This window comes from Streptosporangium sp. NPDC049046, assembly GCF_040649155.1.
Classification (GTDB): Bacteria; Actinomycetota; Actinomycetes; order Streptosporangiales; family Streptosporangiaceae; genus Streptosporangium.
In genome coordinates this window covers 1-23,458 of record NZ_JBEZEZ010000053.1, presented here as the reverse complement: position 1 = coordinate 23,458, position 23,458 = coordinate 1, and the positions used below count along the sequence as shown (strand labels likewise).

At 68.1% G+C, this 23,458-nt stretch carries 20 protein-coding genes and 1 pseudogene; 14 read left to right on the top strand and 7 right to left on the bottom strand.

The window, feature by feature from the left end; translation table 11 throughout:
• Window positions 1–121: 121 nt before the first annotated feature.
• From AB0B96_RS39285 to AB0B96_RS39275, 3 genes are all read right to left on the bottom strand, one after another.
• Window positions 122–628, bottom strand: a complete 507-nt coding sequence (locus tag AB0B96_RS39285; RefSeq protein WP_362907192.1) for a flavin reductase family protein — start codon at window positions 626–628, stop codon at window positions 122–124.
• 119 nt (window positions 629–747) lie between these two features.
• A complete protein-coding gene (locus AB0B96_RS39280; protein ID WP_350949747.1) occupies window positions 748–1,269 on the bottom strand; it encodes an NADPH-dependent FMN reductase in 522 nt (173 codons plus the stop codon).
• A complete protein-coding gene (locus AB0B96_RS39275) occupies window positions 1,266–2,054 on the bottom strand; it encodes an ABC transporter ATP-binding protein (protein ID WP_362907190.1) in 789 nt (262 codons plus the stop codon). Before AB0B96_RS39275 ends, AB0B96_RS39280 begins: the two co-directional genes overlap by 4 nt.
• A gap of 297 nt (window positions 2,055–2,351) precedes the next feature.
• Between AB0B96_RS39275 and AB0B96_RS39270 the strand changes: the two genes are divergently transcribed.
• The 9 genes from AB0B96_RS39270 to AB0B96_RS39230 all read left to right on the top strand — a co-directional run bounded on the left by AB0B96_RS39270 (window position 2,352) and on the right by AB0B96_RS39230 (window position 13,270).
• Complete coding sequence (locus tag AB0B96_RS39270; protein WP_362907188.1) at window positions 2,352–3,242, top strand: glutathione S-transferase C-terminal domain-containing protein; 891 nt, start codon at window positions 2,352–2,354, stop codon at window positions 3,240–3,242.
• A gap of 262 nt (window positions 3,243–3,504) precedes the next feature.
• Complete coding sequence (locus AB0B96_RS39265) at window positions 3,505–5,991, top strand: glycoside hydrolase family 9 protein (RefSeq protein WP_362907206.1); 2,487 nt, start codon at window positions 3,505–3,507, stop codon at window positions 5,989–5,991.
• 114 nt (window positions 5,992–6,105) lie between these two features.
• Window positions 6,106–6,471, top strand: coding sequence for a type II toxin-antitoxin system RelE/ParE family toxin (locus AB0B96_RS39260; RefSeq protein ID WP_362907186.1), 366 nt, complete (start codon window positions 6,106–6,108; stop codon window positions 6,469–6,471).
• Window positions 6,472–6,478: 7 nt separating this feature from the next.
• A complete protein-coding gene (locus AB0B96_RS39255) occupies window positions 6,479–6,769 on the top strand; it encodes a helix-turn-helix domain-containing protein (RefSeq protein ID WP_350949750.1) in 291 nt (96 codons plus the stop codon).
• A 39-nt stretch (window positions 6,770–6,808) separates the two neighbouring features.
• Window positions 6,809–7,474 carry a phenylalanine--tRNA ligase beta subunit-related protein gene (locus tag AB0B96_RS39250; RefSeq protein WP_362907183.1) on the top strand — a complete coding sequence of 222 codons (666 nt, stop codon included), beginning with the start codon at window positions 6,809–6,811 and terminating at the stop codon, window positions 7,472–7,474.
• Between the two features lie 193 nt (window positions 7,475–7,667).
• The gene (locus tag AB0B96_RS39245; RefSeq protein ID WP_350949752.1) at window positions 7,668–11,399 is read left to right on the top strand and encodes a multifunctional oxoglutarate decarboxylase/oxoglutarate dehydrogenase thiamine pyrophosphate-binding subunit/dihydrolipoyllysine-residue succinyltransferase subunit; all 3,732 of its coding nucleotides are present in this window, start codon (window positions 7,668–7,670) and stop codon (window positions 11,397–11,399) included.
• 140 nt (window positions 11,400–11,539) lie between these two features.
• Window positions 11,540–11,716, top strand: a complete 177-nt coding sequence (locus tag AB0B96_RS39240; protein ID WP_329094229.1) for a DUF6104 family protein — start codon at window positions 11,540–11,542, stop codon at window positions 11,714–11,716.
• A 70-nt stretch (window positions 11,717–11,786) separates the two neighbouring features.
• Window positions 11,787–12,584, top strand: coding sequence for a DUF4097 family beta strand repeat-containing protein (locus AB0B96_RS39235; protein ID WP_350949753.1), 798 nt, complete (start codon window positions 11,787–11,789; stop codon window positions 12,582–12,584).
• Entirely contained in the window at window positions 12,581–13,270 is a 690-nt protein-coding gene (locus AB0B96_RS39230; RefSeq protein WP_362907180.1) for a helix-turn-helix transcriptional regulator, read from the top strand. The genes AB0B96_RS39235 and AB0B96_RS39230 overlap by 4 nt, the downstream gene beginning before the upstream one ends.
• A 215-nt stretch (window positions 13,271–13,485) precedes the next feature.
• Here AB0B96_RS39230 and AB0B96_RS39225 read toward each other — a convergent pair whose 3' ends face one another.
• Window positions 13,486–14,448, bottom strand: a complete 963-nt coding sequence (locus AB0B96_RS39225) for a zinc-binding dehydrogenase (protein ID WP_362907178.1) — start codon at window positions 14,446–14,448, stop codon at window positions 13,486–13,488.
• A gap of 142 nt (window positions 14,449–14,590) precedes the next feature.
• Window positions 14,591–15,472, bottom strand: coding sequence for a hypothetical protein (locus AB0B96_RS39220; RefSeq protein WP_362907176.1), 882 nt, complete (start codon window positions 15,470–15,472; stop codon window positions 14,591–14,593).
• Between the two features lie 712 nt (window positions 15,473–16,184).
• Between AB0B96_RS39220 and AB0B96_RS39215 the strand changes: the two genes are divergently transcribed.
• A complete protein-coding gene (locus tag AB0B96_RS39215; RefSeq protein ID WP_362907174.1) occupies window positions 16,185–17,300 on the top strand; it encodes a serine protease in 1,116 nt (371 codons plus the stop codon).
• Between the two features lie 139 nt (window positions 17,301–17,439).
• Here AB0B96_RS39215 and AB0B96_RS39210 read toward each other — a convergent pair whose 3' ends face one another.
• Complete coding sequence (locus tag AB0B96_RS39210) at window positions 17,440–17,871, bottom strand: SSI family serine proteinase inhibitor (RefSeq protein WP_362907172.1); 432 nt, start codon at window positions 17,869–17,871, stop codon at window positions 17,440–17,442.
• A gap of 256 nt (window positions 17,872–18,127) precedes the next feature.
• The gene (locus AB0B96_RS39205) at window positions 18,128–18,289 is read right to left on the bottom strand and encodes a hypothetical protein (RefSeq protein ID WP_362907170.1); all 162 of its coding nucleotides are present in this window, start codon (window positions 18,287–18,289) and stop codon (window positions 18,128–18,130) included.
• Between the two features lie 68 nt (window positions 18,290–18,357).
• On the opposite strand from AB0B96_RS39205, the gene AB0B96_RS39200 reads away from it, so the two are divergent.
• The 4 genes and pseudogenes from AB0B96_RS39200 to AB0B96_RS39185 all read left to right on the top strand — a co-directional run.
• Window positions 18,358–19,917, top strand: coding sequence for a hypothetical protein (locus AB0B96_RS39200; RefSeq protein WP_362907168.1), 1,560 nt, complete (start codon window positions 18,358–18,360; stop codon window positions 19,915–19,917).
• Window positions 19,918–20,133: 216 nt separating this feature from the next.
• Window positions 20,134–21,324 (top strand): hypothetical protein, encoded by a 1,191-nt coding sequence (locus AB0B96_RS39195; protein ID WP_362907166.1) that lies wholly within the window; start codon window positions 20,134–20,136, stop codon window positions 21,322–21,324.
• 125 nt (window positions 21,325–21,449) lie between these two features.
• Entirely contained in the window at window positions 21,450–22,610 is a 1,161-nt protein-coding gene (locus tag AB0B96_RS39190) for a hypothetical protein (protein ID WP_362907164.1), read from the top strand.
• Between the two features lie 468 nt (window positions 22,611–23,078).
• A pseudogene (locus AB0B96_RS39185) lies at window positions 23,079–23,458 on the top strand (hypothetical protein); the annotation flags it as partial.

Here is a 23,458-nt window from a genome sequence, read left to right as displayed (position 1 = left end):
CCCGGGCGGCCCCCGGTCATCCGGATGCCGGGCACGGCGGGAACCGTACGGCGCCGTGCCCGGCATCCGGCGTCGCCGATCCCCACGGGACCGGGCGAGGATCACCGTGAGGTCAAAGACGTCAGGTGTGTGGGATGAAACGCCCGAAGCGGCCCTGGTGATACAGGAGCGGGCGCCCGCCGGGTTCGAGGCCGGTCTCGATGACGAGCCCGACGACGAGGACGTGGTCGCCGATGTCGACGGTGGAGTGGGGGGCGCAGACCAGGTGGGCCGAGACACCGCCCAGCAGTGGGGTACCCAGGTGCCCGGGGGTCCAGGAGGTGGGAGCGGCGAAGCGGTCGACGCCCTTCCTGGCGAAACGTGAGGCGACCTCGGCCTGGTCGCTGGCCAGGACGTTCACCGCGAAGTGATCGGCCTGCCTGAGCCGGGGCCAGGTCGTGGAGGATCGGTCCACGTAGAAGGAGACCAGCGGGGGTGTGAGGCTCACGGACGAGAACGAGGTGGCGGTGAGCCCGACCGGTACGCCGTTCACCTGCGCGGTGACGACGACGACCCCCGCCGCGTGGACGGCGAGCGCCCGCCGGAAGCTCTCCGCGTCGACCGCGCGGCTCGACAGTGTCTCGGTCATGAAACCTCGCTCATGACGATGTGGGGTACCACCAAGATGCTCCACTTGGTCACTTTTCCCCCTCCGAGGAACAAAGGACACCTTTCAAAACCCATTACGTCCGTCATCTCTTCCCGGTGTCACGTACGGACCCTTTCCCCGAACGCCGCGGCCACCTGCGGGCCGACCCGGTCGGCCCACGGCCCGAGGACGGCGTCGAGGTCGGGAATCCGCGACTCCAGCACCGCGAGGCCCGGTGTGGGAACGGTCGCACCGAGCTCCACCAGCAGCGGCCGGAGGTGGACCTCCACCGCGAGCGAGTGTTTGGCGTCACCCATCACCAGGAGCGGAAGTGCGACGGCGGAGGCGAGCGCGCCGCCCGGCAGCCGGTCGAGAAAGACCTTGAGCAGGCCGGTGTAGGTGGCCTTGTAGGTCGGGCTCGCCACTACCAGCACGTCGGCCCCGGCGACCAGTTCCAGCGCGGCCTTCACCTCCGGCGCCGTCTCGGGGGCGAACAGCAGCGGGGCGAGGACCGCGAGGTCGACGACCTCCGGAGCCTCCCCGTCCCCGATCCGCAGGGCGACGGCCTCCGCCGCCCGTACGGCCACCGCGAGGGTGCGCGATCCCGGTCGGGGGTTTCCCACCACGGTCACGATGCTCATGAGGCCACCGGCGCTTTCTGGTCATGGTCGATGTCGGAACGGAGAAGTCTCCACACCTCGTGGCGGTGCTCGCCGAAGCGGGAACCACCCCTCGGGTCACCTTCGCGGGCGCCGAGATCCACCTCGACGACCCCCCTGATCCGGCCGGGCCTGGCGGTCATCACCGCGACCCGCCGGCCGAGATAGACGGCCTCGTCGAGGCTCCGGGTGGCGAACAGGAGCGTCGTGCCGGTCTTCTGCCAGATTCGCAGCAGCTCCTCCTGGAGCGACTCCCGGGTCCCGGCGTCCAGCGCGGCGAACGGCTCGTCGAGCAGCAGCAGGGCCGGATCCGTCGCGAGGCTCCTGGCGATGGCGACGCGCTGGGGCATGCCGTGGGCGAGCTCATGGGGGTAGCGGTCGCCGAGCCCGCCCAGCCCCACCAGGTCCAGATACTCCCTGGCCAGGTCGGCGCGCTCCCGCCTCGTGGCGGCCCTGCCCTCCAGCGCGAACTCGATGTTGGACAGCGCGGTGCGCCAGGGGAACAGCGCGTACTGCCGCAGGACGACCCCCCGGTCGAGGCCGGGCCCTTCGAGGGGGATCCCGTCCAGCAGGATCCGTCCGGCGGTCGGGGCGGCGAGCCCCGCGATCAGGTCGAGGAGGGTGGACTTACCGCAGCCGCTCGGCCCGACGAGGGTGAGCAGCTCCCCCTCCCGTACGTCGAGGTCGACGCCGGCGAGGGCGGCGAAGGAACGCCGGGTGTCACGGCCGGCGAACTCCTTGCCGACCCCCTGGATTCTGAGCTTCATCGGGCACCCCCGAGACGGGTGCCGCCGAGGGCGGGAACATGTCCGATCTTGAGCACGATATGCGTCCTGTGAGATATGGGAGGAGACTGCGGGTCGATTCGTGATCACGGACACTGCGCGCTGAACACGCGGCAGAGATCGACGTGCGTGCACCGAGTCAGATAGACGCCCATAACAGAGAAACTACGCACCCCCCGGCGGCAAGTCAATATTTCCTACTGGTTGTACATGAAATACCTCACGAGGAACGTACGACCGGCCGGATCACGCCCCCCGAAGGTCACGTACCGTCGAAGGATGAAACTGGAAAAGGAGATCTCCGGCGGCCGCTTCGAGAGGCAGCCGAACCGGTTCACGGCGCGGATCGAGGAGGGCGGCGAGCACCCGCCCGAGCCGGGCCGCTACCAGATCTACGCCTCCTACGCCTGCCCCTGGGCGCACCGCTCGCTCATCGTCCGCGAGCTGCTGGGCCTGCGGGAGGTGGTCGGGGTGACGATCGTCGACCCGATCAGGGACGAGAAGGGCTGGCGGATCCCCGGGGGCGACCCGGTGACCGGGGTGGAGTACCTCTCCGAGCTCTATCTGGCGACCGACCCCGGCTACGAGGGCCGCTACACGGTGCCCTGCGTCTGGGACATCACCGCCGGGCGCATGGTCACCAACGACTACCCGCAGATCACCCTCACCCTGGAGACGACCTTCGCGCCCTGGCACGCCGAGGGCGCGCCCGACCTCTACCCGCGGGAGCTGCGCGAGGAGATCGACGCGCTCAACGAGGTGATCTTCCAGGGGCTCAACAACGGTGTCTACCGCGCCGGGTTCGCCCGCTCGCAGGAGGCGTACGACGAGGCGGTCACCGACGTGTTCGCCACGCTCGACCTGCTTGAGGAGCGGCTGTCCACCCGCCGCCGCCTGCACGGCGACGCGCTCACCGAAAGCGACGTGCGGCTCTACCCGACGCTCGCCAGGTTCGACGCCGTCTACAACTCGCACTTCAAGTGCTCGGTTCGGCGACTGAGCGACTATCCGGTCCTGTGGGCCTACGCCCGCGAGCTGTACGCCATCCCCGCGTTCCGCGACACGACCGACTTCGATCAGATCAAGCGGCACTACTTCGTGACCCAGACGAACGTCAACCCCAGCGGGATCGTGCCACGGGGGCCGGAGATCGACTGGACCGCTCCCTGAGGAAATGCCTCGGTGACGTGAAAGTTTCATCCGACAAATCGGTCATTCCCCGGGTCGGCGGGCGGGTCGGGAGGGGTAACGGTTGACGATCGGCGAAATGCGCTGGAAACATCGGGCACCCAGGTTGTGGGAGCGCTCCCACTTGGATCTCTCCGACCGGGATCCTCGGACCCGTGCTCCCACAACCTGGAACCTCCCCCCGCCCAAAGGATCCTCCGTGCGCAGACCTCCCGCCTGGCTCGCCCTCGCCACGGCCGTGACCATGATGACCCTGACCCCCCTGCCCGCAGTGGCCGACGGCCCAGAACAGATCGTCAACGGCACCTTCGACAGCGGCACCGCCCCCTGGTGGAGCACCGGCAACACCACGCTGGAGGTCGAAGACGGCCGCCTGTGCGCCGACGTCCCCGGTAACACCGTCAACCCGTGGGACGTCATCGTCGGCCAGAACGACATCCCCCTGGTCAAGGACGAGACGTACGAGTTCTCCTTCTTCGGGATCGCGACGCCCGGCCGGGTGGCCAAGGCCCTCGTCCAGCTGCCGGTGGACCCCTACACGCAGTATCTGGCGGCCAATCCCGAGCTGAGCGTGTCCGGTAACGACTACCGCTACACCTTCACCTCTCCCGTGGACCTGCCGAACGGGCAGGTGGCGTTCCAAATCGGGGGCAGCGCCACCCCCTGGAGGTTCTGCGTGGACAACGTCTCACTGAAGGGCGGTGCCGAGCCCGAGGTCTACGAGCCGGACACCGGACCCCGCGTTCGGGTGAACATGGTCGGCTACCTGCCCTCCGGGCCGAAGAACGCCACCCTCGTCACCGAGAAGACGGAGTCGACCGGCTGGAAGCTCAAGCGCGGCGGGGAGACCGTCGCCGAGGGTGACACCCTCCCGCGCGGTGTCGACGAGAGCTCGGGCCAGAACGTGCACTCGATCGACTTCGGCACGGTCACCACGCCCGGCACCGGCTACACCCTGGAGGCCGACGGCGAGACCAGCCGGCCCTTCGACATCGGCGCGGACGTCTACAGCGACCTCAGGACCGACGCGCTGAAGTTCTACTACACCCAGCGCAGCGGCATCCCGATCCTCGACGAGCTCCGCCCCGGCTACGGAAGGCCCGCCGGGCACATCGGGGTCGCCCCCAACAAGGGTGACATCGAGGTGCCCTGCCAGCCGGGAGTCTGCGACTACACGCTGAACGTCAAGGGCGGCTGGTACGACGCGGGTGACCACGGCAAGTACGTCGTCAACGGCGGCGTCTCCGTCCACCAGCTGATGTCCGCCTTCGAGCGCGCCAAGACCGACGGCGTCCACAAGGACGGCGATCTCGACATCCCCGAGAGCGGCAACGGGGTGCCCGACATCCTCGACGAGGCCCGCTGGGAGCAGGAGTTCCTGCTCAGCATGCAGGTCCCCGACGGGAAGCCGTACGCGGGAATGGCCCACCACAAGATCCACGACGCCGCGTGGACCGGCCTGCCCCTCATGCCCCACCTGGACCCCCAGCCGCGCGAGCTGCACCCGGTCTCCACGGCCGCCACCCTCAACCTGGCCGCCACGGCGGCCCAGGCCGCCCGTCTCTTCGCCCCCTACGACGCCGCGTTCGCCGCGCGCAACCTCGCCGCGGCGAGGAAGGCGTGGGCTGCGGCGAAGGCGAACCCCACCCGGTACGCGGACCCCGCCGACGGGACAGGCGGCGGCGCCTACAACGACGACAACGTGACCGACGAGTTCTACTGGGCCGCCGCCGAGCTCTATATCGCCACCGGCGAGAAGGAGTTCAAGGACTACGTGCTCGCCTCGCCGCACCACACCGGCGACATCTGGCGCGACCGGGGCTTCGACTGGGGCAACACCGCCCAGCTCGGCCGCCTGCAGCTGGCGACCGTGCCCAACGCGCTCCCCGACCGGGCGCGGGTGCGCGAGTCGATCCTGGAAGGCGCGGACAAGTATCTCGCCGTCCAGAAGGCCCACCCGTACGGCGTTCCCTACAACCCGGCGGAGTACGACTGGGGTTCCAGCCACCAGGTGATCAACAACATGGTCGTGATGGCCGTCGCCCACGACCTGAGCGGCGAGGCGAAGTACCACGAGGGGGTGCTTGAGGGGCTGGACTACATCTTCGGCCGCAACGCGCTCAACCAGTCGTACGTGACCGGCTACGGCGAGGTCGCCTCCAAGAACCAGCACAGCCGCTGGTACGCCCACCAGCTCGACCCGTCCCTGCCCAACCCGCCGCGCGGCACCCTGGCCGGAGGCCCGAACTCCTCCATCCAGGACCCGGTCGCCCAGGCGAAGCTGCAGGGCTGCAAGCCCCAGTTCTGCTACATCGACGACATCGAGTCGTGGTCCACCAACGAGCTGACGATCAACTGGAACTCCCCGCTCGCCTGGATCGCCTCCTACCTCGAGACCCCCGCCGCCGCCCCCGGTACGTGCAAGGTCACCTACACCAACCACGGCCAGTGGCCCGACGGGTTCAACACCCAGGTCACCCTCACCAACAACGGGACCGAGGCGATCGACGGCTGGACCCTCAGCTGGTCCTTCCTGGGCGGCCAGAGCGTACGGCAGCACTGGAGCACCGCGATCACCCAGGACGGCTCGACCGTGACCGCGAAGAACCTCGCCTGGAACAAGACCATCAAGCCCGGCGGATCGATCACCTTCGGCTTCCTTGGCGCCGACGCCCCCGGCCCCAACCCCCGACCGGACCGCTTCCTCCTCAACGGCAACCTCTGCACGTGACCCGGGTGATGTGAGCCCATACGTCCACAATCAGAAGCTCAAGCCCGTGACCTGCGCTTATCAATGTTGAGGTATCACGGATCATATGGTCGATGACATATAGCCTCACGGACCGTGAGGCTATATGTCATCGAGATCGAGCCCGAGATCCGAACGTGGCTCGAGTCGCTGTCCGAGCGTGATTACGTCAAGGTCGAAGCCCTGGCCGACCTCCTCTCCGAACAGGCCGAGACGCTCGACGAGCCGTACTCCAGGCACCTCGGAGGCAAAGTGCGTGAGCTGCGCCTCTCGCTCACGCGCCGTCAGGCCAGAATCACCTACTGGCTCGCTCCTGGACGGCGGATCGTCCTTCTCACCGTCTTCACCAAGACACGCCGCAAGGAGACCGGTCAGGTTGAACGCGCTCGTCGGGCACAGGTCGAATGTGAGAATCTTCATGTGGTCGCCTCGGAGGTCTATGACCGCGTCTGGAAGGACTGAGTGGGGCATGGCTCACAACACAGCTCACAACACGTGGGAGCGGACGGGCGCCGAGCGCCGAGCCGACGTCTACCAGGAGGCCCGTGAGGCGTTGCTTCTGGGTCAGCAGGTCTACAACCGCCGGACGGAGCTCGGCCTTTCCCAGGCCGAACTGGCCGAGCGGGCCGGAATGACCCAACCGCAGGTGGCCCGTCTGGAAACAGGGGGGGGCACCCCGACTTTGGCGCTGCTCCGGCGCCTGGCGAGAGCACTGGACGCCGAGTTGAACGTCACCTTCACCCCCCACGCGGCCGCCTGACGCCACTTCAAGGTGGTGAGGGCGCCCTAAACTGGGGCCGTGATCGAGGACATCCGGGTGGATCCCGCCGTCAGCGCGCTCAGGCCCGACTTCGGGGTGCTGGTGATGGGGGTGTACGGGCTGCGCAACGGGCCCACCGACGACAGGTCGCGGGCCTGGCTGGCGGAGGCGGCGGAGAAGGCCGTGGCGACCGACGACCCGAGGATCGAGTCGTGGCGGGAGGCCTACCGGGGGTTCGGGGCGAAGCCGCAGCGGACCAGGCCGTCGGTGGACGCGCTGGTCAGGCGGATGCCGCCGCCGGAGATCAACCGGGTGGTCGACGCCTACAACGCGATCAGCGTCAGGCACGGCCTGCCGATCGGCGGGGAGGACCTCGCCCGCTACGAGGGAACGGCGAGGCTGGTGCGCGCGAGCGGCGACGAGCCGTTCGAGGTCGTCGAGAAGGGCGAGCCCGCGATCGACCGTCCGGAGGCCGGCGAGGTCGTCTGGCGCGACGACAGGGGCGTCACCTGCCGCCGCTGGAACTGGCGGCAGTGCGTCCGCACCCGGATCACCGAGGAGACGACGGACGCGCTGTTCCTGCTGGAGCGGCTCGCGCCCCTGTCGGCGGAGGAGCTTCGCGCGGCCGGGGACGAGCTGGCCGGGCTTCTCGAAGATGTCACTCCGGGGATACGGGTGGAGTCCCGGCTGATCTGGCCGAGCTGATCATGCGCGCCGTACCGGGCTGACCAGCGGCTCAGCGAGTAAACGGTTACCCGGTGAGTGACCGTTTTAACCCGTACTGAGAGGATCGGCAAGGAAGCTGCCGTCAGACTGGCGCAGGTCCGAGCCAAGGCGAGTAGCCTTGGACAGGTTCTCTATCATCAACGCCGATCTGCGGAAGAGGGCGATTTCCGCCGTGTCGTCTGAGTCGTCGCGGACAAACCCGCTGGCAGCCTTTGGTCAGAACGAATGGCTTGTCGACGAGCTGTACCAGAAGTACCTCCAGGACCCCGAGTCGGTCGACCGGGCCTGGTGGAACTTCTTTGCCGACTACAGCCCTGATTCGGGGTCCGGCCGTGCCGCCGCGCCCCGTTCGGGATCCGGCGATGCCGCCGCATCCCAGGGGGCGGCCGCCGCCGCGTCCGCTCCACCGACACCCGCTGCGCCCTCGGCCCCTCCGGCCGCGGCTCGGGCCACCCCGGCCCCCGCGGCGACGACCCCGGCACCGGCGGCGGCCAAGCCCGCCCCGGCCGCCCGACCCAAGCAGGAGACGCAGTTGCCCGCCCCCGCCGGTGCCGAGGAAGTCCGACTGCGCGGCGCCGCCGCGAGGACCGCGGCCAACATGGAGGCCAGTCTCGTTGTCCCGACGGCGACCAGCGTGCGCGCGGTCCCGGCGAAGCTCCTCATCGACAACCGGATTGTGATCAACAACCACCTGTCCCGCGGCCGCGGCGGCAAGGTGTCGTTCACGCACATCATCGGCTACGCGGTGATCAAGGCCCTCAAGGTCCTGCCGGAGATGAACCACTCCTACTCCGAGGTCGACGGCAAGCCGGTGCTGGTCAAGCCCGAGCACGTCAACCTGGGCCTCGCCATCGACGTCGCCAAGAGCGACGGCACCCGCCAGCTCCTGGTGCCGTCGATCAAGGCGACCGAGGGGATGGACTTCCGCCAGTTCTGGGTCGCCTACGAAGAGGTCGTGCGCAAGGCGAGGGCGGGCAAGCTGGGGGTCGACGACTTCAGTGGCACGACGATCTCGCTGACCAACCCGGGCACCATCGGCACCGTGCACTCGGTGCCGCGCCTGATGCCGGGACAGGGCACGATCATCGGCGTCGGCGCGATGGAATACCCCGCCGAGTACCAGGGGGCCTCCCCCGACACGCTCTCCCGCCTCGCGGTGAGCAAGGTCATGACGATCACCAGCACGTACGACCACCGCATCATCCAGGGCGCCCAGTCGGGCGACTTCCTGCGGCAGGTCCACCGGCTGCTGCTCGGCGAGGACGGCTTCTACGACGAGATCTTCGAAGCCCTCCGGATCCCGTACGAGCCGATCCGCTGGGTGCAGGACATCTCGACCACCCACGACGACGACGTGGCGAAGTCGGCCCGGGTCATCGAGCTCATCCACGCCTTCCGGGTCCGCGGCCACCTCATGGCCGACACCGACCCGCTGGAGTACAAGCAGCGCAAGCACCCCGACCTCGACATCAAGTCGCACGGCCTGACCCTGTGGGACCTGGAGCGCGAGTTCGCCACCGGCGGCTTCGGCGGCCGGCCCCTGATGAAGCTGCGCGAGATCCTCGGCGTGCTGCGTGACTCCTACTGCCGCACCATCGGCGTCGAGTACATGCACATGCAGAACCCCGAGGAGCGTGCCTGGATCCAGGCACGCATCGAGCGCCCGCACGCCAAGCCCGACCGCACCGAGCAGCTGCGCGTCCTGGAGCGGCTGAACACCGCCGAGGCGTTCGAGACGTTCCTGCAGACGAAGTTCGTCGGGCAGAAGCGCTTCTCGTTGGAAGGCGGCGAGTCGCTGATCCCGCTGCTCGACTCGGTGCTGAGCTCCGCGGCCGAGGAGCGGCTCGACGAGGCCGTGATCGGCATGGCCCACCGCGGGCGCCTCAACGTGCTCGCCAACATCGTCGGCAAGTCGTACGGGCAGATCTTCGGCGAGTTCGAGGGCAACATCGACCCGCGCAGCGCCCACGGCTCCGGTGACGTGAAGTACCACCTGGGCGCCGGCGGCGACTTCGTCTCGCCCGACGGCTCCAAGCTCAAGACCTCGGTCGTGGCCAACCCCTCCCACCTGGAGACGGTCGACCCGGTCCTGGAGGGCGTGGTCCGCGCCAAGCAGGACCTCCTGGAGCGCGGCGAGGAGGGCTTCACCGTCCTGCCGGTGCTCGTCCACGGCGACGCGGCCTTCGCGGGCCAGGGCGTGGTGGCCGAGACGCTCAACCTGTCGCAGCTGCGGGGTTACCGCACCGGCGGCACCGTGCACATCGTGGTCAACAACCAGGTCGGCTTCACCACCAGCCCGGCCAGCTCGCGTTCCAGCGTGTACGCCACCGACGTGGCCCGGATGATCCAGGCCCCGATCTTCCACGTCAACGGCGACGACCCCGAGGCCGTGGTCAGGGTCGGCAGGCTCGCGTTCGAGTACCGCCAGGCGTTCCGCAAGGACGTGGTGATCGACCTCATCTGCTACCGGCGCCGCGGCCACAACGAGTCCGACAACCCGGGCTTCACCCAGCCGCTGATGTACGACCTGATCGACGCCAAGCGCTCCACCCGCAAGCTCTACACCGAGGCGCTGATCGGCCGGGGCGACATCACGGTGGAGGAGGCCGAGGGCGCGCTCCGCGACTACCAGGCCAAGCTGGAGAACGCCTTCGCCGAGACCCGCGCGGCGGCCAAGGACCCGACGGGCGAGTTCTCCCGTCCGGTCGACATGGAGACCGTCCCCTGGTCACACGAGGACGTCAAGACGGCCGTCTCCGAAGAGGTCGTCAAGCGGATCGTGGAGACCCAGCTCAACATGCCCGAGGGCTTCACCGTCCACCCGCGCCTGCTGCCGGTGCTGCAGCGTCGCGGGCAGATGGTCGCCGAGGACCGCATCGACTGGGGCATGGGCGAGACCCTCGCCTTCGGCTCGCTGCTGATCGACGGCCACCCGGTCCGCCTCGTCGGCCAGGACTCGCGGCGCGGCACGTTCACCCAGCGGCACGCCGTGCTGGTCGACCGTGTCACGGGCGAGGAGCACACCCCGCTCAAGACGTTCAACCAGGGCACCACGAAGTTCTACGTCTACGACTCCCTGCTGAGCGAGTACGCCGCGCTCGGCTTCGAGTACGGCTACAGCGTGGAGCGGCCCGAGGCGCTGGTCGCCTGGGAGGCGCAGTTCGGCGACTTCGTCAACGGCGCCCAGTCGATCATCGACGAGTACATCACCTCGGGTGAGCAGAAGTGGGGCCAGCGCTCCGGCGTCGTCCTGCTGCTGCCGCACGGCTACGAGGGTCAGGGCCCCGACCACTCCTCGGCCCGCATCGAGCGCTTCCTGCAGATGTGCGCCCAGGACAACATGACCGTGGCCCAGCCCACGCTCCCGGCCAACTACTTCCACCTGCTGCGCTGGCAGACGCTGTCGAACCGGCACCGCCCGCTGGTGGTGTTCACGCCCAAGTCGCTGCTGCGGCACAAGGCGGCGATCTCGGCGGTGAGCGACTTCACCTCGGGGTCGTTCCGGCCGGTGCTCGGCGACACCACGGCTCCCCCGGCCGAGGTGCGCAAGGTCGTGCTGGTCTCCGGCAAGCTCTACTACGACCTCGCGGCGGCCCGCGACAAGCAGGGCCGCAACGACGTGGCGATCGTCCGCCTTGAGCGGCTCTACCCGTTCCCCGGCGACCCGCTGGAGGCCGAGCTGAGCCGCTACTCCGCCGACATCGAGCTGGTGTGGGCGCAGGACGAGCCGCTCAACATGGGTCCGTGGCCGTTCCTGGGGCTGAAGATGGCCGAGAATCCGGGTGTCTTCGGCGGGCGTTCGATCAAGCGGGTCTCCCGCAAGGCCAACTCCTCCCCGGCGACCGGCTCGCACTCCACCCACGAGGTCGAGCTGCAGCAGATGCTCGGCGAGATCTTCGGCTAGGCGACCGGCAGGTCCAAGACAGGCGTCACCCGGAAGTCCCCCGCAGGAGCCCTTGCGGGGGACTTCCCCGTTGTCGCGGGCGTCACCGCGAGATCGCGACGATGACCACGGCGTCATCAGCGTCACTGAAGGAGAACGTGATGTATTTCACCGATCGGGGCATCGAGGAGCTGGTCGCGCGCCGGGGCGAGGAGGAGGTCACCGTGGTGTGGCTCGCCGAGCGCCTGCGCGAGTTCGTGGATCTGAACCCCGACTTCGAGACGCCGGTGGAACGGCTCGCCACCTGGCTGGCGCGGCTGGACGACGAGGACGACTGACAAAAACACGATATATCTTGACCTTCTGGTGGACGCGACATATCGTGTTCACCAGAAGGAGGTCACGCACATGCGGCAGTGGACGATCGAGAAACCAGAGCAGCTCACCTTCGACTCCGTGAGAAAACTCAACGTGCGGATCGTGGCGGGAAAGCTGGCGGTGCTGGCCAGCGACGGCCCTCCCACACTTGAGGTCACCGAGGTCGACAGCCCGCCGTTGCTCGTCACCCACGACGACGACGGCACGCTCACCGTCACCTACAAGGACCTCACCTGGGACGGTCTGCTGGGCTGGCTTCGCCCCGGGCGCCGCAGGGCCACGCTGACCCTGACCGTGCCGAAGAACTGCCCGGTCAACGTGGGCGTGGTCTCCGCGTCCGCGGTCGTCGCCGGGTTCGAGGACCGCACCTCGGTCAAAAGCGTCTCCGGCGAGATCGTGCTCGACGGGGTGAGCGGCGAGATCAACGCCGACACCGTCTCCGGCGCCGTGGAGAGCCGCGGCCTGGTCGGAGACCTCTCGTTCAAGAGCGTCTCCGGCGAGCTGACCGTCGCCCAGGGCACACCCCGGCGGCTGAGCGTCACCACCATCTCCGGCAAAATCACCGCCGATCTGGAGCTCCCGCCGACCGGCCACGTCACGATGAACAGCGTCTCCGGCGACATCGTGCTCCGGCTCCCGTACACGGTCGAGACCGATGTCAAGCTCCGTTCCACCTCGGGCAGACTCGACACCGGCTTCACCGAGCTCGACCACTCCGTCCAGCCCGGCGCGAAGACACTGGGCGGCCGGATCGGCGGCGGCATGGCCTCACTCACGGCCAACACCGTCTCCGCCGACGTCACCCTCCTGAAGGGATCACAGGCATGAGCCCGGTCTTCGGCCACGGAAGGCTCCGGCTCTACCTCCTGAAGCTGCTGGAGGAGAGCCCGCGTCACGGCTACGAGGTGATCCGGCTCCTCCAGGACCGCTTCCTCGGCGTCTACTCACCCTCTCCCGGCACGATCTACCCGCGCCTCGCCCGTCTGGAGGAGGAGGGCCTCGTCACCCACGAGGTCGTGGACGGCAAGAAGGTCTTCACCATCAGCGACCGGGGCCGCGCCGAGCTCAACGGGCGGCTCGACGAGCTCGCCGACCTGGAGCAGGAGATCTCCGACTCCGTCCGCGACATCGCCCGCGAGGTGAAGGAGGACGTGCGCGACACGGTCAAGTCGCTGCGCGAGGAGCTCACCCAGATGGCGCGCGACGTCCGCCAGGGCTCCGAGCAGGACTCGCGCAGGGTCTGGCGCGAGCAGAAGACGGAATGGCAGCGCCAGAAACAGGAGTGGCAGCGCCAGACCGACGCGTGGAAGGACGAGTGGAAGCGCGTCTGGGCCGACGGCTTCACCGGCGAGGGGTCGCGCGCGGGAGACGCCCGGCTCGGGCAGATGCTCGCCGAGTTCGTCGAGGAGGTCCGCAGGGACGCGGCGTCCGCGCAGGTCAGCGAGGAGACCCTCGCGACCGCCCAGGACGCCCTGTACGACGCGGCCCGCCGCATCCGCGAAACGCTCCGATGATCTGCGGCGGTGCCCCGTACGGCACCCGCCGGTCGTGACGTACCGCGCCCGACGGTCTCCATGAGATGGCGGCCCCGGAGCCGGTGAGCCGGCGGATCCGCCGGCCCGTGGGCCCGGCCGGCCAGGGGACAGGCCGCGCCCAGGGTTCCCCGGGTCGCCCCACGAGGCCGGGCGACCCGTGCGACCGCCCGGACGACCCACGGGATCGGCCGGGCTCATCCCGGCAGGGTGAAGACGACCTTTCCGAAGAGCTCGCCCTCGTACATCGCCGCGAAGCCCTCGCGCGCCTCGGTCATCGGCAGGACGCGGTCGATCAGCGGGCGAGTGCCGGTCTGCTCCAGGAAGCGGGCCAGCCTGCCCAACTGGTCGCGGGTGCCCATGGTGGAGCCGATCACGGAAAGCTGCAGGAAGAAGACGCGGTTCAGGTCGGCCGGCGGGACCGCACCGCTGGTCGCGCCGGAGACCACGATCCGGCCGCCGGGACGCAGCGCCTTCAGCGAGTGCCCCCAGGTGGCCTGGCCGACGGTCTCCATCACCGCGTCGACCCGCTCGGGCAGCCGGGCACCGCTCTCGAACGCCTGGTCGGCGCCCAACTCCAGAGCCCGCGCCCGCTTGCTCTCCGAACGACTGGTCACCCAGACCCGGTATCCCCCGGCCCGGCCCAGCAGGATCAGCGCGGTGGCCACTCCGCCGCCCGCGCCCTGGACCAGCACGGTCGAGCCCGGCTCAAGGCCCGCCTTGTCGAACAGCATGCGGAAGGCGGTCAGCCAGGCGGTCGGCAGGCAGGCGGCCTCCTCGAAGCTGAGCCCGGCGGGCTTGGGCACGAGGTTGCGCCGGGGCACGGTGACCCGCTCGGCGAAGGTGCCGTCGTACTTCTCCGAGAGCAGGGAGCGCTTCGGGTCGAGTGTCTCGTCGGCCCCGCTGCCGATCACCGAGTGCACGATGACCTCGTTGCCGTCCTCGTCCAGCCCGGCGGCGTCGGCGCCGAGCACCATCGGGAGTTGCTCCTCGCGAAGCCCCACCCCCCGCAGACTGAACAGGTCGTGATGGTTGAGCGAGGCGGCTCTCACCGTGACGGTGGCCCACCCGTCGGGAACCTTGGGTTCCGGGCGCTCACCGAGCGTGAGACCGTCGAGAGGATTGTCGGGATCGATCCGCGTGGCGGTTACAGCGAACATGGCCGCACCCTACGCCGTCCGCGTCGGGTCCACCGCGAACGGGGTGTCCCCCGCGCCGGTCACACGACGACACGCGATCCGCGAGCCCGTCCCCGCACGCCCGCGACGGCCACCGCGAACGCGGCCCGTGCGATCGGCCCCCCTACGTCGTCCGCCTGACGGTTATGCCCGCCATCGTCCGCTCGACGTGTCCTTGCTCCCCCGAGGCCGCGACGTACACGTCGTCCTGGCAGGTCTCGGCGGAGAAGCGGCGCCGCCGCTCGATGACGGAGAGTTCGATCGACGCGACGTCGCAGCCGGGGATCGGAGCCAGCACCAGCAGCGTCTCCCTGGCCCCGCCGAACCACAGCTGCGGCCCCAGCGGCTCACCGCGCAGGGTCTCTCCCCGCGCGGCCAGCCGCAGCGGGGGCCTGGCGTCGAGCACGAGGTAGCCGCCCTTGGTCACCCTGCCGCGCAGGTTGCGCGCCCAGAGCATCCGCTGCTCGAAGGGCATGCCGTTCTTGAGGTCGCGTAGCGCCACGAACCACGGGTCGAACGCGAACAGCAGCACCTCCCCCTCGGCCGCGCTCATGGGAGGCCAGAGCGTGACCCCCTTGACCAGCTGCCGGATCATCGGCCGTCCCTGGGATACCCCCGACGGGCCTCCCGACGGCACGTTCAGTTGCCGGTAAGGACCGGGGTCGCCGTCGAGCCGGCCCGACATCGCGGGCCGCACCCCCAGCTTGGCGAGTCCCACCTCCGCCGGATAGCTCACCTCCGCCGCCGAGCCGTCGGGGAAGACCACGTCGATGATCTCCCTGCCGCCCTCCTGGCGAAACCGCGGGTGAAGCACGTTCGGGACCTGCTCCGCGACGACGCTCGCCCGGGTGGGCACCGGCTGCGGCGGGGGCGGCGGAACCACGTCCGGCTCCCGGCCCGTCAGCAGGTTCCACGCCACGAGTGCGACCAGCGCCGCGCCGGCGATCCAGCGCCACGGACCCCCCTGGGACCTCGCCTCGATGATGTCGTGCTGCCCACCGGCCACGTCTTCGGCCGCCTCCTGCGGAAGGTACGGTTCTCGGCCCCATCTTCGGGGCTCGGCGGTCTCGGCACCCGTGTCAGTACCGTCACGAATCAGATTCGATGCCCACGGGGAAGGTGCCGCCGCACCGCCGGGTCACCCGGCCCGCCGCGTCCGGTGCCCCGACGTCTGTGTTCCGGTGCCCGATGCACGACGTCCGAGCCCGTGTTGCGGGGGCCGATGCACGAGAGCGGGACTTCGACGTCCGAGCCTGTGCTCCGGAGTCCGATGCGCGAGGGCCGGGGGCCGTGTTCCGGGGGCCGTGGTGCGACATCCGTGTCGCGGGACCCGTGTTCCAATATCGCTCTCGCGTCCGCGAGAACCCTGTACCGTCTCCCGGAGAATGACCACGAGAAGCCGCGACACAGCATCAAGAACGTCACTTCGCTCCACGGTCGGAAGGTGTCGGAGTTACTTGAGAAACTCTGGATAATCGCTGTTACCGATGGTGCCGGCGATGCCTCGGAGCCCGCCACGCAGCTATGGTGAGCTGCTGAAATGCCTATTCGTTAAGCTATAACAAATAGCTATTTAAATAACGAGACAGCATCGGATGGAACCGGCCGAGACTTTTTCCCGTCAATTCCCGCCGAGTGCTCGATCCAGTCAGTAACGTTCCGATCGTTTTCCCGGCGAGGAGAAGTCCCGTCTCCCCGCTGAGAACGAAAGGAGCTTCATGAATTCCCGAGCACGGCGCCTCACGATCCCCCTCACCGGCGTTCTCATGATCGCCGGAGTGATCGGCGCCACCACCGGTGCCAACGCCGGTACGGCCCCCAAGGACGTGGTCAGTTCCGCCGCCTCCGAGACGGCAGGCGAGGCCACCGCCTTCTGGTCGCCCGAGCGCATGCGCAAGGCCACCGACGCCACCGGCGACGTCGACCTGAGCGTCAAGGGCGGCAAGTCCTCCAACGCCGCGGGCCCCGACGGCCCCGGCGGGTCGGTCCCGCCGATCGGCGCGGAGGGCACCAAGTCCGCCAAGAGCAAGCAGGTGAACCTGCCCAACACCGTCGGGCGCATCTTCTTCACCCTGCCCGGCGCCAACCCGGCGGACCCGAAGAGCTGGAAGTACTGCTCAGGCAGTTCGGTCCAGGGCAAGTACCGCAACGTGGTCGCCACCTCCGCACACTGCGTCTACGACGTGAAGACCAACCAGTTCTACGACAACTGGATCTTCATCCCGTCCTACTGGGACGGCAACCAGGCGTGGGACGGCAAGAACCCCTACGGCATCTACGCGGCCAAGTGGTTCAACGCGCACGACGACTTCGTGGTGAAGGAGGACTACGACTACGACTACGCCTTCGTCAACGTCCACTCCGGGTTCAAGGTGAACTGGGAGAAGGACAAGGACGGCAAGTGGCAGCCGATCATCAAGAACGTCGGCCGTCTCGGCGACAACGTCGGCGGGCAGGGCTTCGCCTGGAACCAGAAGGTGAAGAACTCCGTCTTCTCCTTCGGCTACCCGGCCGGCCTGCACCCCGACGGTGACAAGCCCTTCTCCGGCCGCACGATGAAGTGGTGCTACGGCACGACCGGCGCCATGCCGGCCGCGCCGAAGTACAACGTCCAGGAGCACGTCGGCTTCAAGTGCGCCTTCACCTCGGGCGCGAGCGGCGGCCCCTGGATCTACAAGTACAAGAACTCCAGCCGGACCGGCTACCTGATCGGCGTGAACAGCATCGCCTGGGACACCGACAAGAACGACCGGTACGACAAGATCTCCTCGCCGTACTTCAACGGCGACACCTACAAGGTCTACAAGACCGCGGCCAACCGCTGGACCAGCTGACTCGCGCGCTCCGGCCGGCTGTAAGGCCATTCGGCCGGCCGGAGTGAACGAGGAGGACCCGTCCCGTACGGGTGGCGGCCAACCACGAATCCGGTCTCCGGATCGCTTCGGGGAAGGCCGCCACCCGTACGGGAACGTTCTACGCACCCACCGACTTCCCGAGGTCGTCCGTGAGGGCGAAGAGGGGGCCGGTGGCGGCCCGCATCGAGCAGAGGCTGCCGTAGGTGCGTTCGAACCGGATGAAGCGACCGTTCCAGATCCCGGTGGCGGTCACCGTGACCGGGTCGTACTCCAACGTGCAGGCCACCCCCGGCCTCGGCCTGAGCTTGCCGGGATCGCCCAGCAGGTTGGCGAGCACCGCGCACGCGTGGACCGCGTCGGGGTGGGTGCCGCCGGGCCGATCGCACAGCAGCAGGGCGTGTCCGAGCGCGGGCAGAGGCTTCTCTCCCCGCGCGAGGCTCACCACGAGCACCTTGCCGCCCCGCGAGGGCATTTCCCCGGGAAACGGTCTCACCGGTGCGGGCATGATCTGGGCGGGCTCGCCCGGATGGAGCGGGAGCGGTCTCGTCACCTGCGGTCCCCGGTCATCGGGACGCGGAAACGGCCACGTCTTCTGCGGTCCGGGAACGGGGTCGCGGGGCGGCATGGACACTGCGGACACTGCGGACGCTGTGGCCGTGCCCGAGAACTGGAGGAGGCCGGCGAGAGCCAGGCAGAGAAGACGACGCCGCATGAGATCCCCCGATGACGTGTGACGCGGATGCCGCGACCCAGCCTGCCCTCTCCCGCACTCGTGAGACGGCTACCAGCCCCGGTGTTTCCCCAGTTCATACGGTCACATGACCCGCGGCGGAGGCGCCGATCAAGATGAAGTAGATCAGACGGTCCCCACGGGTTCCCGGTTCCACGGATTCTGTAACAAAAATATAACGGTCCAACTGACTGCCCGTTTTATAGCTTTTTAACCCATCTTTACCGAGTACGGTCACCTCTTGTCTCTTTACGCATGCGTGGGTTGCCGTCCCGAGCGACGACCCATGACAAAGAAGGAGCTTCATTGAACTCCCGAGCCAAGCGCCTCATCCTCCCCGTGGGCGGTGCCCTCGCCGCCGCCACGATGATCGGCGCCACCCTCCCCGCCACCGCTCAGGCGAGCACGGCCAACCCCGACATCAAGTCGTCGGCCCTCACCCCCTCCGGTAACGCGAAGGCCATCGCGGGCTACTGGACGGCATCGAAGCTCAAGTCCGCGGCGACCTACACCGCCGACTCCACCGTCTCCGCCAAGCTGACCAAGACGGGCGCCGCCAAGGCCGCCGCCGACGGCAAGCCCGGTGTCGTCGCCCCCACCGGTGAGGGCGGCAAGAGCGCCGGCAAGTCGCGGAACGTGAACCTCCCCATCACCGTCGGCAAGGTCTTCTTCGTCGACGACAAGGGCAAGGAGCGTTGGTGCTCCGGCACCGCCGTGCAGTCGAAGTTCCGCAACCTGGTCGCCACCGCGGCCCACTGCGTCTACGACACCGACACGAACAAGCCGTACGGCAACTTCGTGTTCATCCCCGGCTACTACCAGGGCAAGGCTCCCTGGGGCATCTACGTCGGCGCCAAGGTCAACACCCACGACGACTTCACGGTCTACGAGGACTACGACTACGACTACGCCTTCGTCAACGTCTACAACGGCATCAAGCAGCAGCCCGAGAAGGAGGTCGACTACAAGACCTTCAAGGCGCACATGGACAAGGGCGGCGTCGGCCGTGAGTCGGCCACCACGGTCGACTTCGAGACCTACGACAAGTGGACCCAGAAGGGCGGCCTGGGCAAGGTCGAGAACGTCTCCTCCGACGACGAGGTCGGCCCCCAGTTCAAGGGTGCCCTCGCCGTCGCCACCGAGACGGACAAGTGGACCTGGGAGAAGGTCGCCGGCGAGGTCTACGGCCTGAAGAACGACAAGGTCACACTCAAGGGCAAGGACCTGCCGCAGTCCGACTGGCCCAAGGCCGGCTCCAAGCTCGAGACCCGCGTCGACCACGTCACCAAGACCGAGTACGACAGCTACAAGGGCCTTGGCTACCGGAAGATCGATTCCAAGGGCAACTACACCATCACGTACTACTTCGTGGTGAAGTACATCAAGAAGACTGCGTCCGTGAAGTACGTGATCTACCGTCACTACATCTCGACGGTGGCCGACGCGGGCCGTCTCGGCGACAACGTCGGCGGCCAGGGCTTCAGCTGGAACCAGAAGCTGGGCAAGAAGGTCTTCACGTTCGGCTACCCGACCTCGGCCCACCTCGACGGCAACAAGCCGTACTCCGGTCACACCCAGAAGTGGTGCTACGGCACGACCACCGCCGCGCCCGTCGTGGCGGCCTACAAGGCCGAGGAGCACCAGGCGATCAAGTGCGCCTTCACCCCTGGCGCGAGCGGCGGACCCTTCCTGCTGCAGTACAAGAACGCCAAGCGGACCGGTTACCTCAACGGTGTCGTGAGCCTCACGATCGACAGCGACGGCAACAAGCGCTACGACCGCGTCACCACCCCGTACTTCAACGGTGAGACGTACGGCATCTACAAGCACGCCGCCAACCTCTGGACCGGGAAGCTTCCCGCCTAGGCACAGGCTTCGTGAACGAGAAGGGGCCCGGTGCACATCGGGCCCCTTTTTCCACCTTCACGGGGTGCTTATACACCGTCAGGCACACTGATCAGGTAACAGAGTAAGAGCGGATCGGTCCAACGAACTGCCCAAAACCAAGTTGATCTGGAAAAATCACCCCTTACGCCCCTGGTAGCCACCAGAAACTCCCCGGTCCCCGGAAAGGATCCCCCCATGCCCTCCCGCGCTCGGCGGCTCACGGCCACACTCGGCGGGCTGGTCGCCGCCTGTGTGACCATGACGTTCGCGTTCGCCGGGAGCGCGGCGGCCGCCCCGCTGTACGGCCCCCCCAACGGGATCACCTCGATCACGCTGACCAAGAGCAGCGCCGACATGAAGCGGATCGCGGAGTACTGGAGCCCGGCCAGGCTCAAGCAGGCGATGGACAACGTGCCGGCCACGCCCGGCAATCCTCCCTCCTCCGCGTCTCCCCCTTCCGCGTCTCCCTCCTCCAGCGGCCCCTCGGGAAGCGCCACGCCGGGAAGCGCCACGGCCGCCGCGGCATCCGGCAGCGGGGAGAGCGGCGCGACCACTGGCGGGAAGAGCTCCACCACGTCCGGGAAGGCCGCGCCGGTCGTCAAGCCCACTCTCCCGAAGAAGCGGGTCCCGTCCTCCGGCGGCTCACCGGTGACCGTGGGCAAGGTGTTCTTCCGGATCGGCGCCAAGGACTACTGGTGCTCCGCCTCCTCCGTGGCGGCGGCCAACCGTAATCTGGTCGCGACGGCCGGGCACTGCGCCTACGACGCCAAGACGGGCAGCCAGGCCGAGTACTGGATCTTCATCCCCGGCTACGACAAGGGCAACACACCGTACGGGATCTACGTCGGCCACTCGCTCAACCTGCATGAGGACTTCGTCGGCCAGGGCGACTACGACTACGACTACGCGTTCGTCACCGTGCACGACGGCTTCAAGTGGAAGGCCGGCAAGACGTCCGGCAGCTACGAGATGGAGAGCGTCGGGAGCCTGGAGGACAACGTCGGCGGGCAGGGCATGGTGACCAACCGCGGCACCGGCCTGTCCACGGTCGCCTTCGGCTATCCCGCCGCCCCGCACCCCGACGGCTATCGGCCCTACGACGGTCAGCGGCTGAAGTGGTGCGACGGGCGCACCATCAAGGTGAAGGCCCCCACCCGCCTGGTCGAGCAGGGCATCGCCCTGACCTGCGGTTTCACCAACGGCGCGAGCGGCGGTCCCTGGCTGATCTCCTACCGCAACGGACTCGGCTACCTCAACGGCGTCAACAGCTTCGCCTGGGACGTCAACACCGACCGCAGGTTCGACAGGATCTCCTCGCCGTACTTCATCGCGTCGACCTATGTCGTCTACCACTGGGCCGCGACCCAGCAGGCGCCCCGATCATAACGCCGCCTTAAGAGACACTTAAGAGACCCTTATACGGGGTTTGCTCCGCCGATCGCTGCATAGGTTGCTTGTCGTCCCGCAGTTCCCGGATGTCCGGGAACGTTGCAGCGCAAGGAGCTCGTCTTTTGAAGCACTCTCTTCTCCCCCTCGGTGGCGTCGCAGCCGCCACCGCCCTGCTGACCACCACCCTGGTCGGCACCGCCCAGGCGGCCCCCGACTGGGCGACCGACCCGATGGCGAGGAACAACGCCTCGGCCGTTTCGGTCATCAACTTCTGGGCGGCCTCGAACTTCGCCGCCCTCAAGAAGGCGACGGTCTACAACCCCGACCCCGGGGCGCCGAAGATGAAGGTCGGCGGCGGCTTCTCCCCCGACGGCAGGCCCGGCAGCGTCGGTCCGACCGGCTCGCAGAAGGGCACCCCGTCGACCGCCAAGAACGTCAACCTGCCCAGGACCATCGGCAAGGTGTTCTTCGTCGTCAACGGCGAGTACCGGTGGTGCTCGGCCACCTCGATCCAGGGCAGGTACCGCAACCTCGTCGCCACGGCCGGCCACTGCGTCTACGACCCGGGCAGCAACAGCGACACCCTCGACAAGTGGGTCTTCGTCCCCGGCTACTACCAGGGCAAGACCCCGTGGGGCATCTACGTCGGCAAGTCGGCGTGGACGCACTACGACTTCGCCAACTACGAGGACTACGACAAGGACTACGCCTTCGTCACGGTCTACAACGGCGTCGCCTTCAACGGGGTCAAGCAGGTCACCAAGCGTGAGTACAACGGGTTCAGCGGCCCCAAGTGGTCACGTGGCTCGCGCTACCACATCCTGCTGTCGAAGGACGTCGGCCGCCTCGGCGACAACGTCGGAGGCCAGGGCTTCACCTGGAACCAGAGGACCGGCAAGACCGTCTACGCCTTCGGCTACCCCACCGCCCCGCACCCCGACGGCAACAAGCCCTACACCGGCGTGACGCCCAAGTACGTGTACGGCAAGACGTCGGGCAAGGAGTACGTCTCCGCGGCGCACAAGGTCGAGGAGCACGTCGGCCTCAAGGGCGCCCTCACCCCGGGCGCCGACGGCGGACCGTGGATCTCGCAGTACAGCAGTTCCACCCGCCTGGGGCTCGTCAACGGCGTCACCAGCCTGTTCGGCGACCAGGACCAGAACGACCGCTACGACCTCATCACCTCGCCGTACTTCGACGGCGAGACCGCCGACATCTACAAGAAGGCCGCCAACGTGTGGTCCGGCAGGATCGTCGGCCCGAACGGCGAGCTCTACAGGTGACTCGCATCTCCTGAGGGGCCCTTGCCCCGACCATTCGCGGGACCCGGCGCGCGGCGCCGGGTCCCGCACCCGTTTTCCGGGGCCGAAAAGCGTTGCACGGGGCGATCCGGAAGTTTTTCCGACCGGATGTGAGGGCGTTAGACGTGCCCGCTCCGAAATCGGTGCCATCAATCTAATGTGATCTGCATCACATGTCGATCATGACTCGCCCTGACAGATCGATCACACCCCATCAGTCACTTTCGCCTCACGCTTACCTCTACCTGCGGAAACAACTCTGTCCAACCTCTATCGCAATATCGGCAGCAGAGGTGTCTAAACATCACGAAACGGTCTCGGGCCGCCGGGTTCCCCCCTTCCCCCTCGAACCGGCTTCCGGTGTTCAAGATCTGCGCTGTATGTTTCTGGCAATCCCTTTACTGAGGTTTGGGACGCAAGAGGCGTCCCACATCAGACCAAGGAGTTCCCTTGAAGCGCATCCTCCTCCCCGCCGGTGGCGCCGTTCTGGCCACCGGACTGCTCGCCGCTGGTCTGGCCGGCACCGCCAACGCCGCCCCGGACTGGGCCTACGACACCATGGCCAAGGACGCCCCGGCCGCGGTCGACGTCGCCAAGTTCTGGCTCGCAGCCAACGGCGTCACGAACAACCTGGCCAAGGCCACCCCCTACACCTGGGAGACCAAGGCCACGCCGAAGCTCAACGCCGGTGGTGGCTACACCCCCGACGGCAAGCCCGGCGAGGTCAAGCCGACCGGTGAAGAGAAGAAGGCCGCCGCGAAGGTCAAGAACATCAACCTGCCGAAGTCCATCGGCAAGGTGTTCTTCGTTGACTCCAAGGGCGCGCTGAA

Bases quoted from the DNA above. Each gene is read 5' to 3' on its own strand.
- AB0B96_RS39195 (WP_362907166.1), top strand. From the start codon at position 20,134: ATGCCCTCCCGCGCTCGGCGGCTCACGGCCACACTCGGCGGGCTGGTC.
- AB0B96_RS39270 (WP_362907188.1), top strand. From the start codon at position 2,352: ATGAAACTGGAAAAGGAGATCTCCGGCGGCCGCTTCGAGAGGCAGCCG.
- AB0B96_RS39215 (WP_362907174.1), top strand. From the start codon at position 16,185: ATGAATTCCCGAGCACGGCGCCTCACGATCCCCCTCACCGGCGTTCTC.
- AB0B96_RS39225 (WP_362907178.1), bottom strand. From the start codon at position 14,448: ATGTTCGCTGTAACCGCCACGCGGATCGATCCCGACAATCCTCTCGAC.
- AB0B96_RS39265 (WP_362907206.1), top strand. From the start codon at position 3,505: ATGATGACCCTGACCCCCCTGCCCGCAGTGGCCGACGGCCCAGAACAG.
- AB0B96_RS39240 (WP_329094229.1), top strand. From the start codon at position 11,540: ATGTATTTCACCGATCGGGGCATCGAGGAGCTGGTCGCGCGCCGGGGC.
- AB0B96_RS39285 (WP_362907192.1), bottom strand. From the start codon at position 628: ATGACCGAGACACTGTCGAGCCGCGCGGTCGACGCGGAGAGCTTCCGG.
- AB0B96_RS39280 (WP_350949747.1), bottom strand. From the start codon at position 1,269: ATGAGCATCGTGACCGTGGTGGGAAACCCCCGACCGGGATCGCGCACC.
- AB0B96_RS39255 (WP_350949750.1), top strand. From the start codon at position 6,479: ATGGCTCACAACACAGCTCACAACACGTGGGAGCGGACGGGCGCCGAG.
- AB0B96_RS39230 (WP_362907180.1), top strand. From the start codon at position 12,581: ATGAGCCCGGTCTTCGGCCACGGAAGGCTCCGGCTCTACCTCCTGAAG.
- AB0B96_RS39275 (WP_362907190.1), bottom strand. From the start codon at position 2,054: ATGAAGCTCAGAATCCAGGGGGTCGGCAAGGAGTTCGCCGGCCGTGAC.
- AB0B96_RS39235 (WP_350949753.1), top strand. From the start codon at position 11,787: ATGCGGCAGTGGACGATCGAGAAACCAGAGCAGCTCACCTTCGACTCC.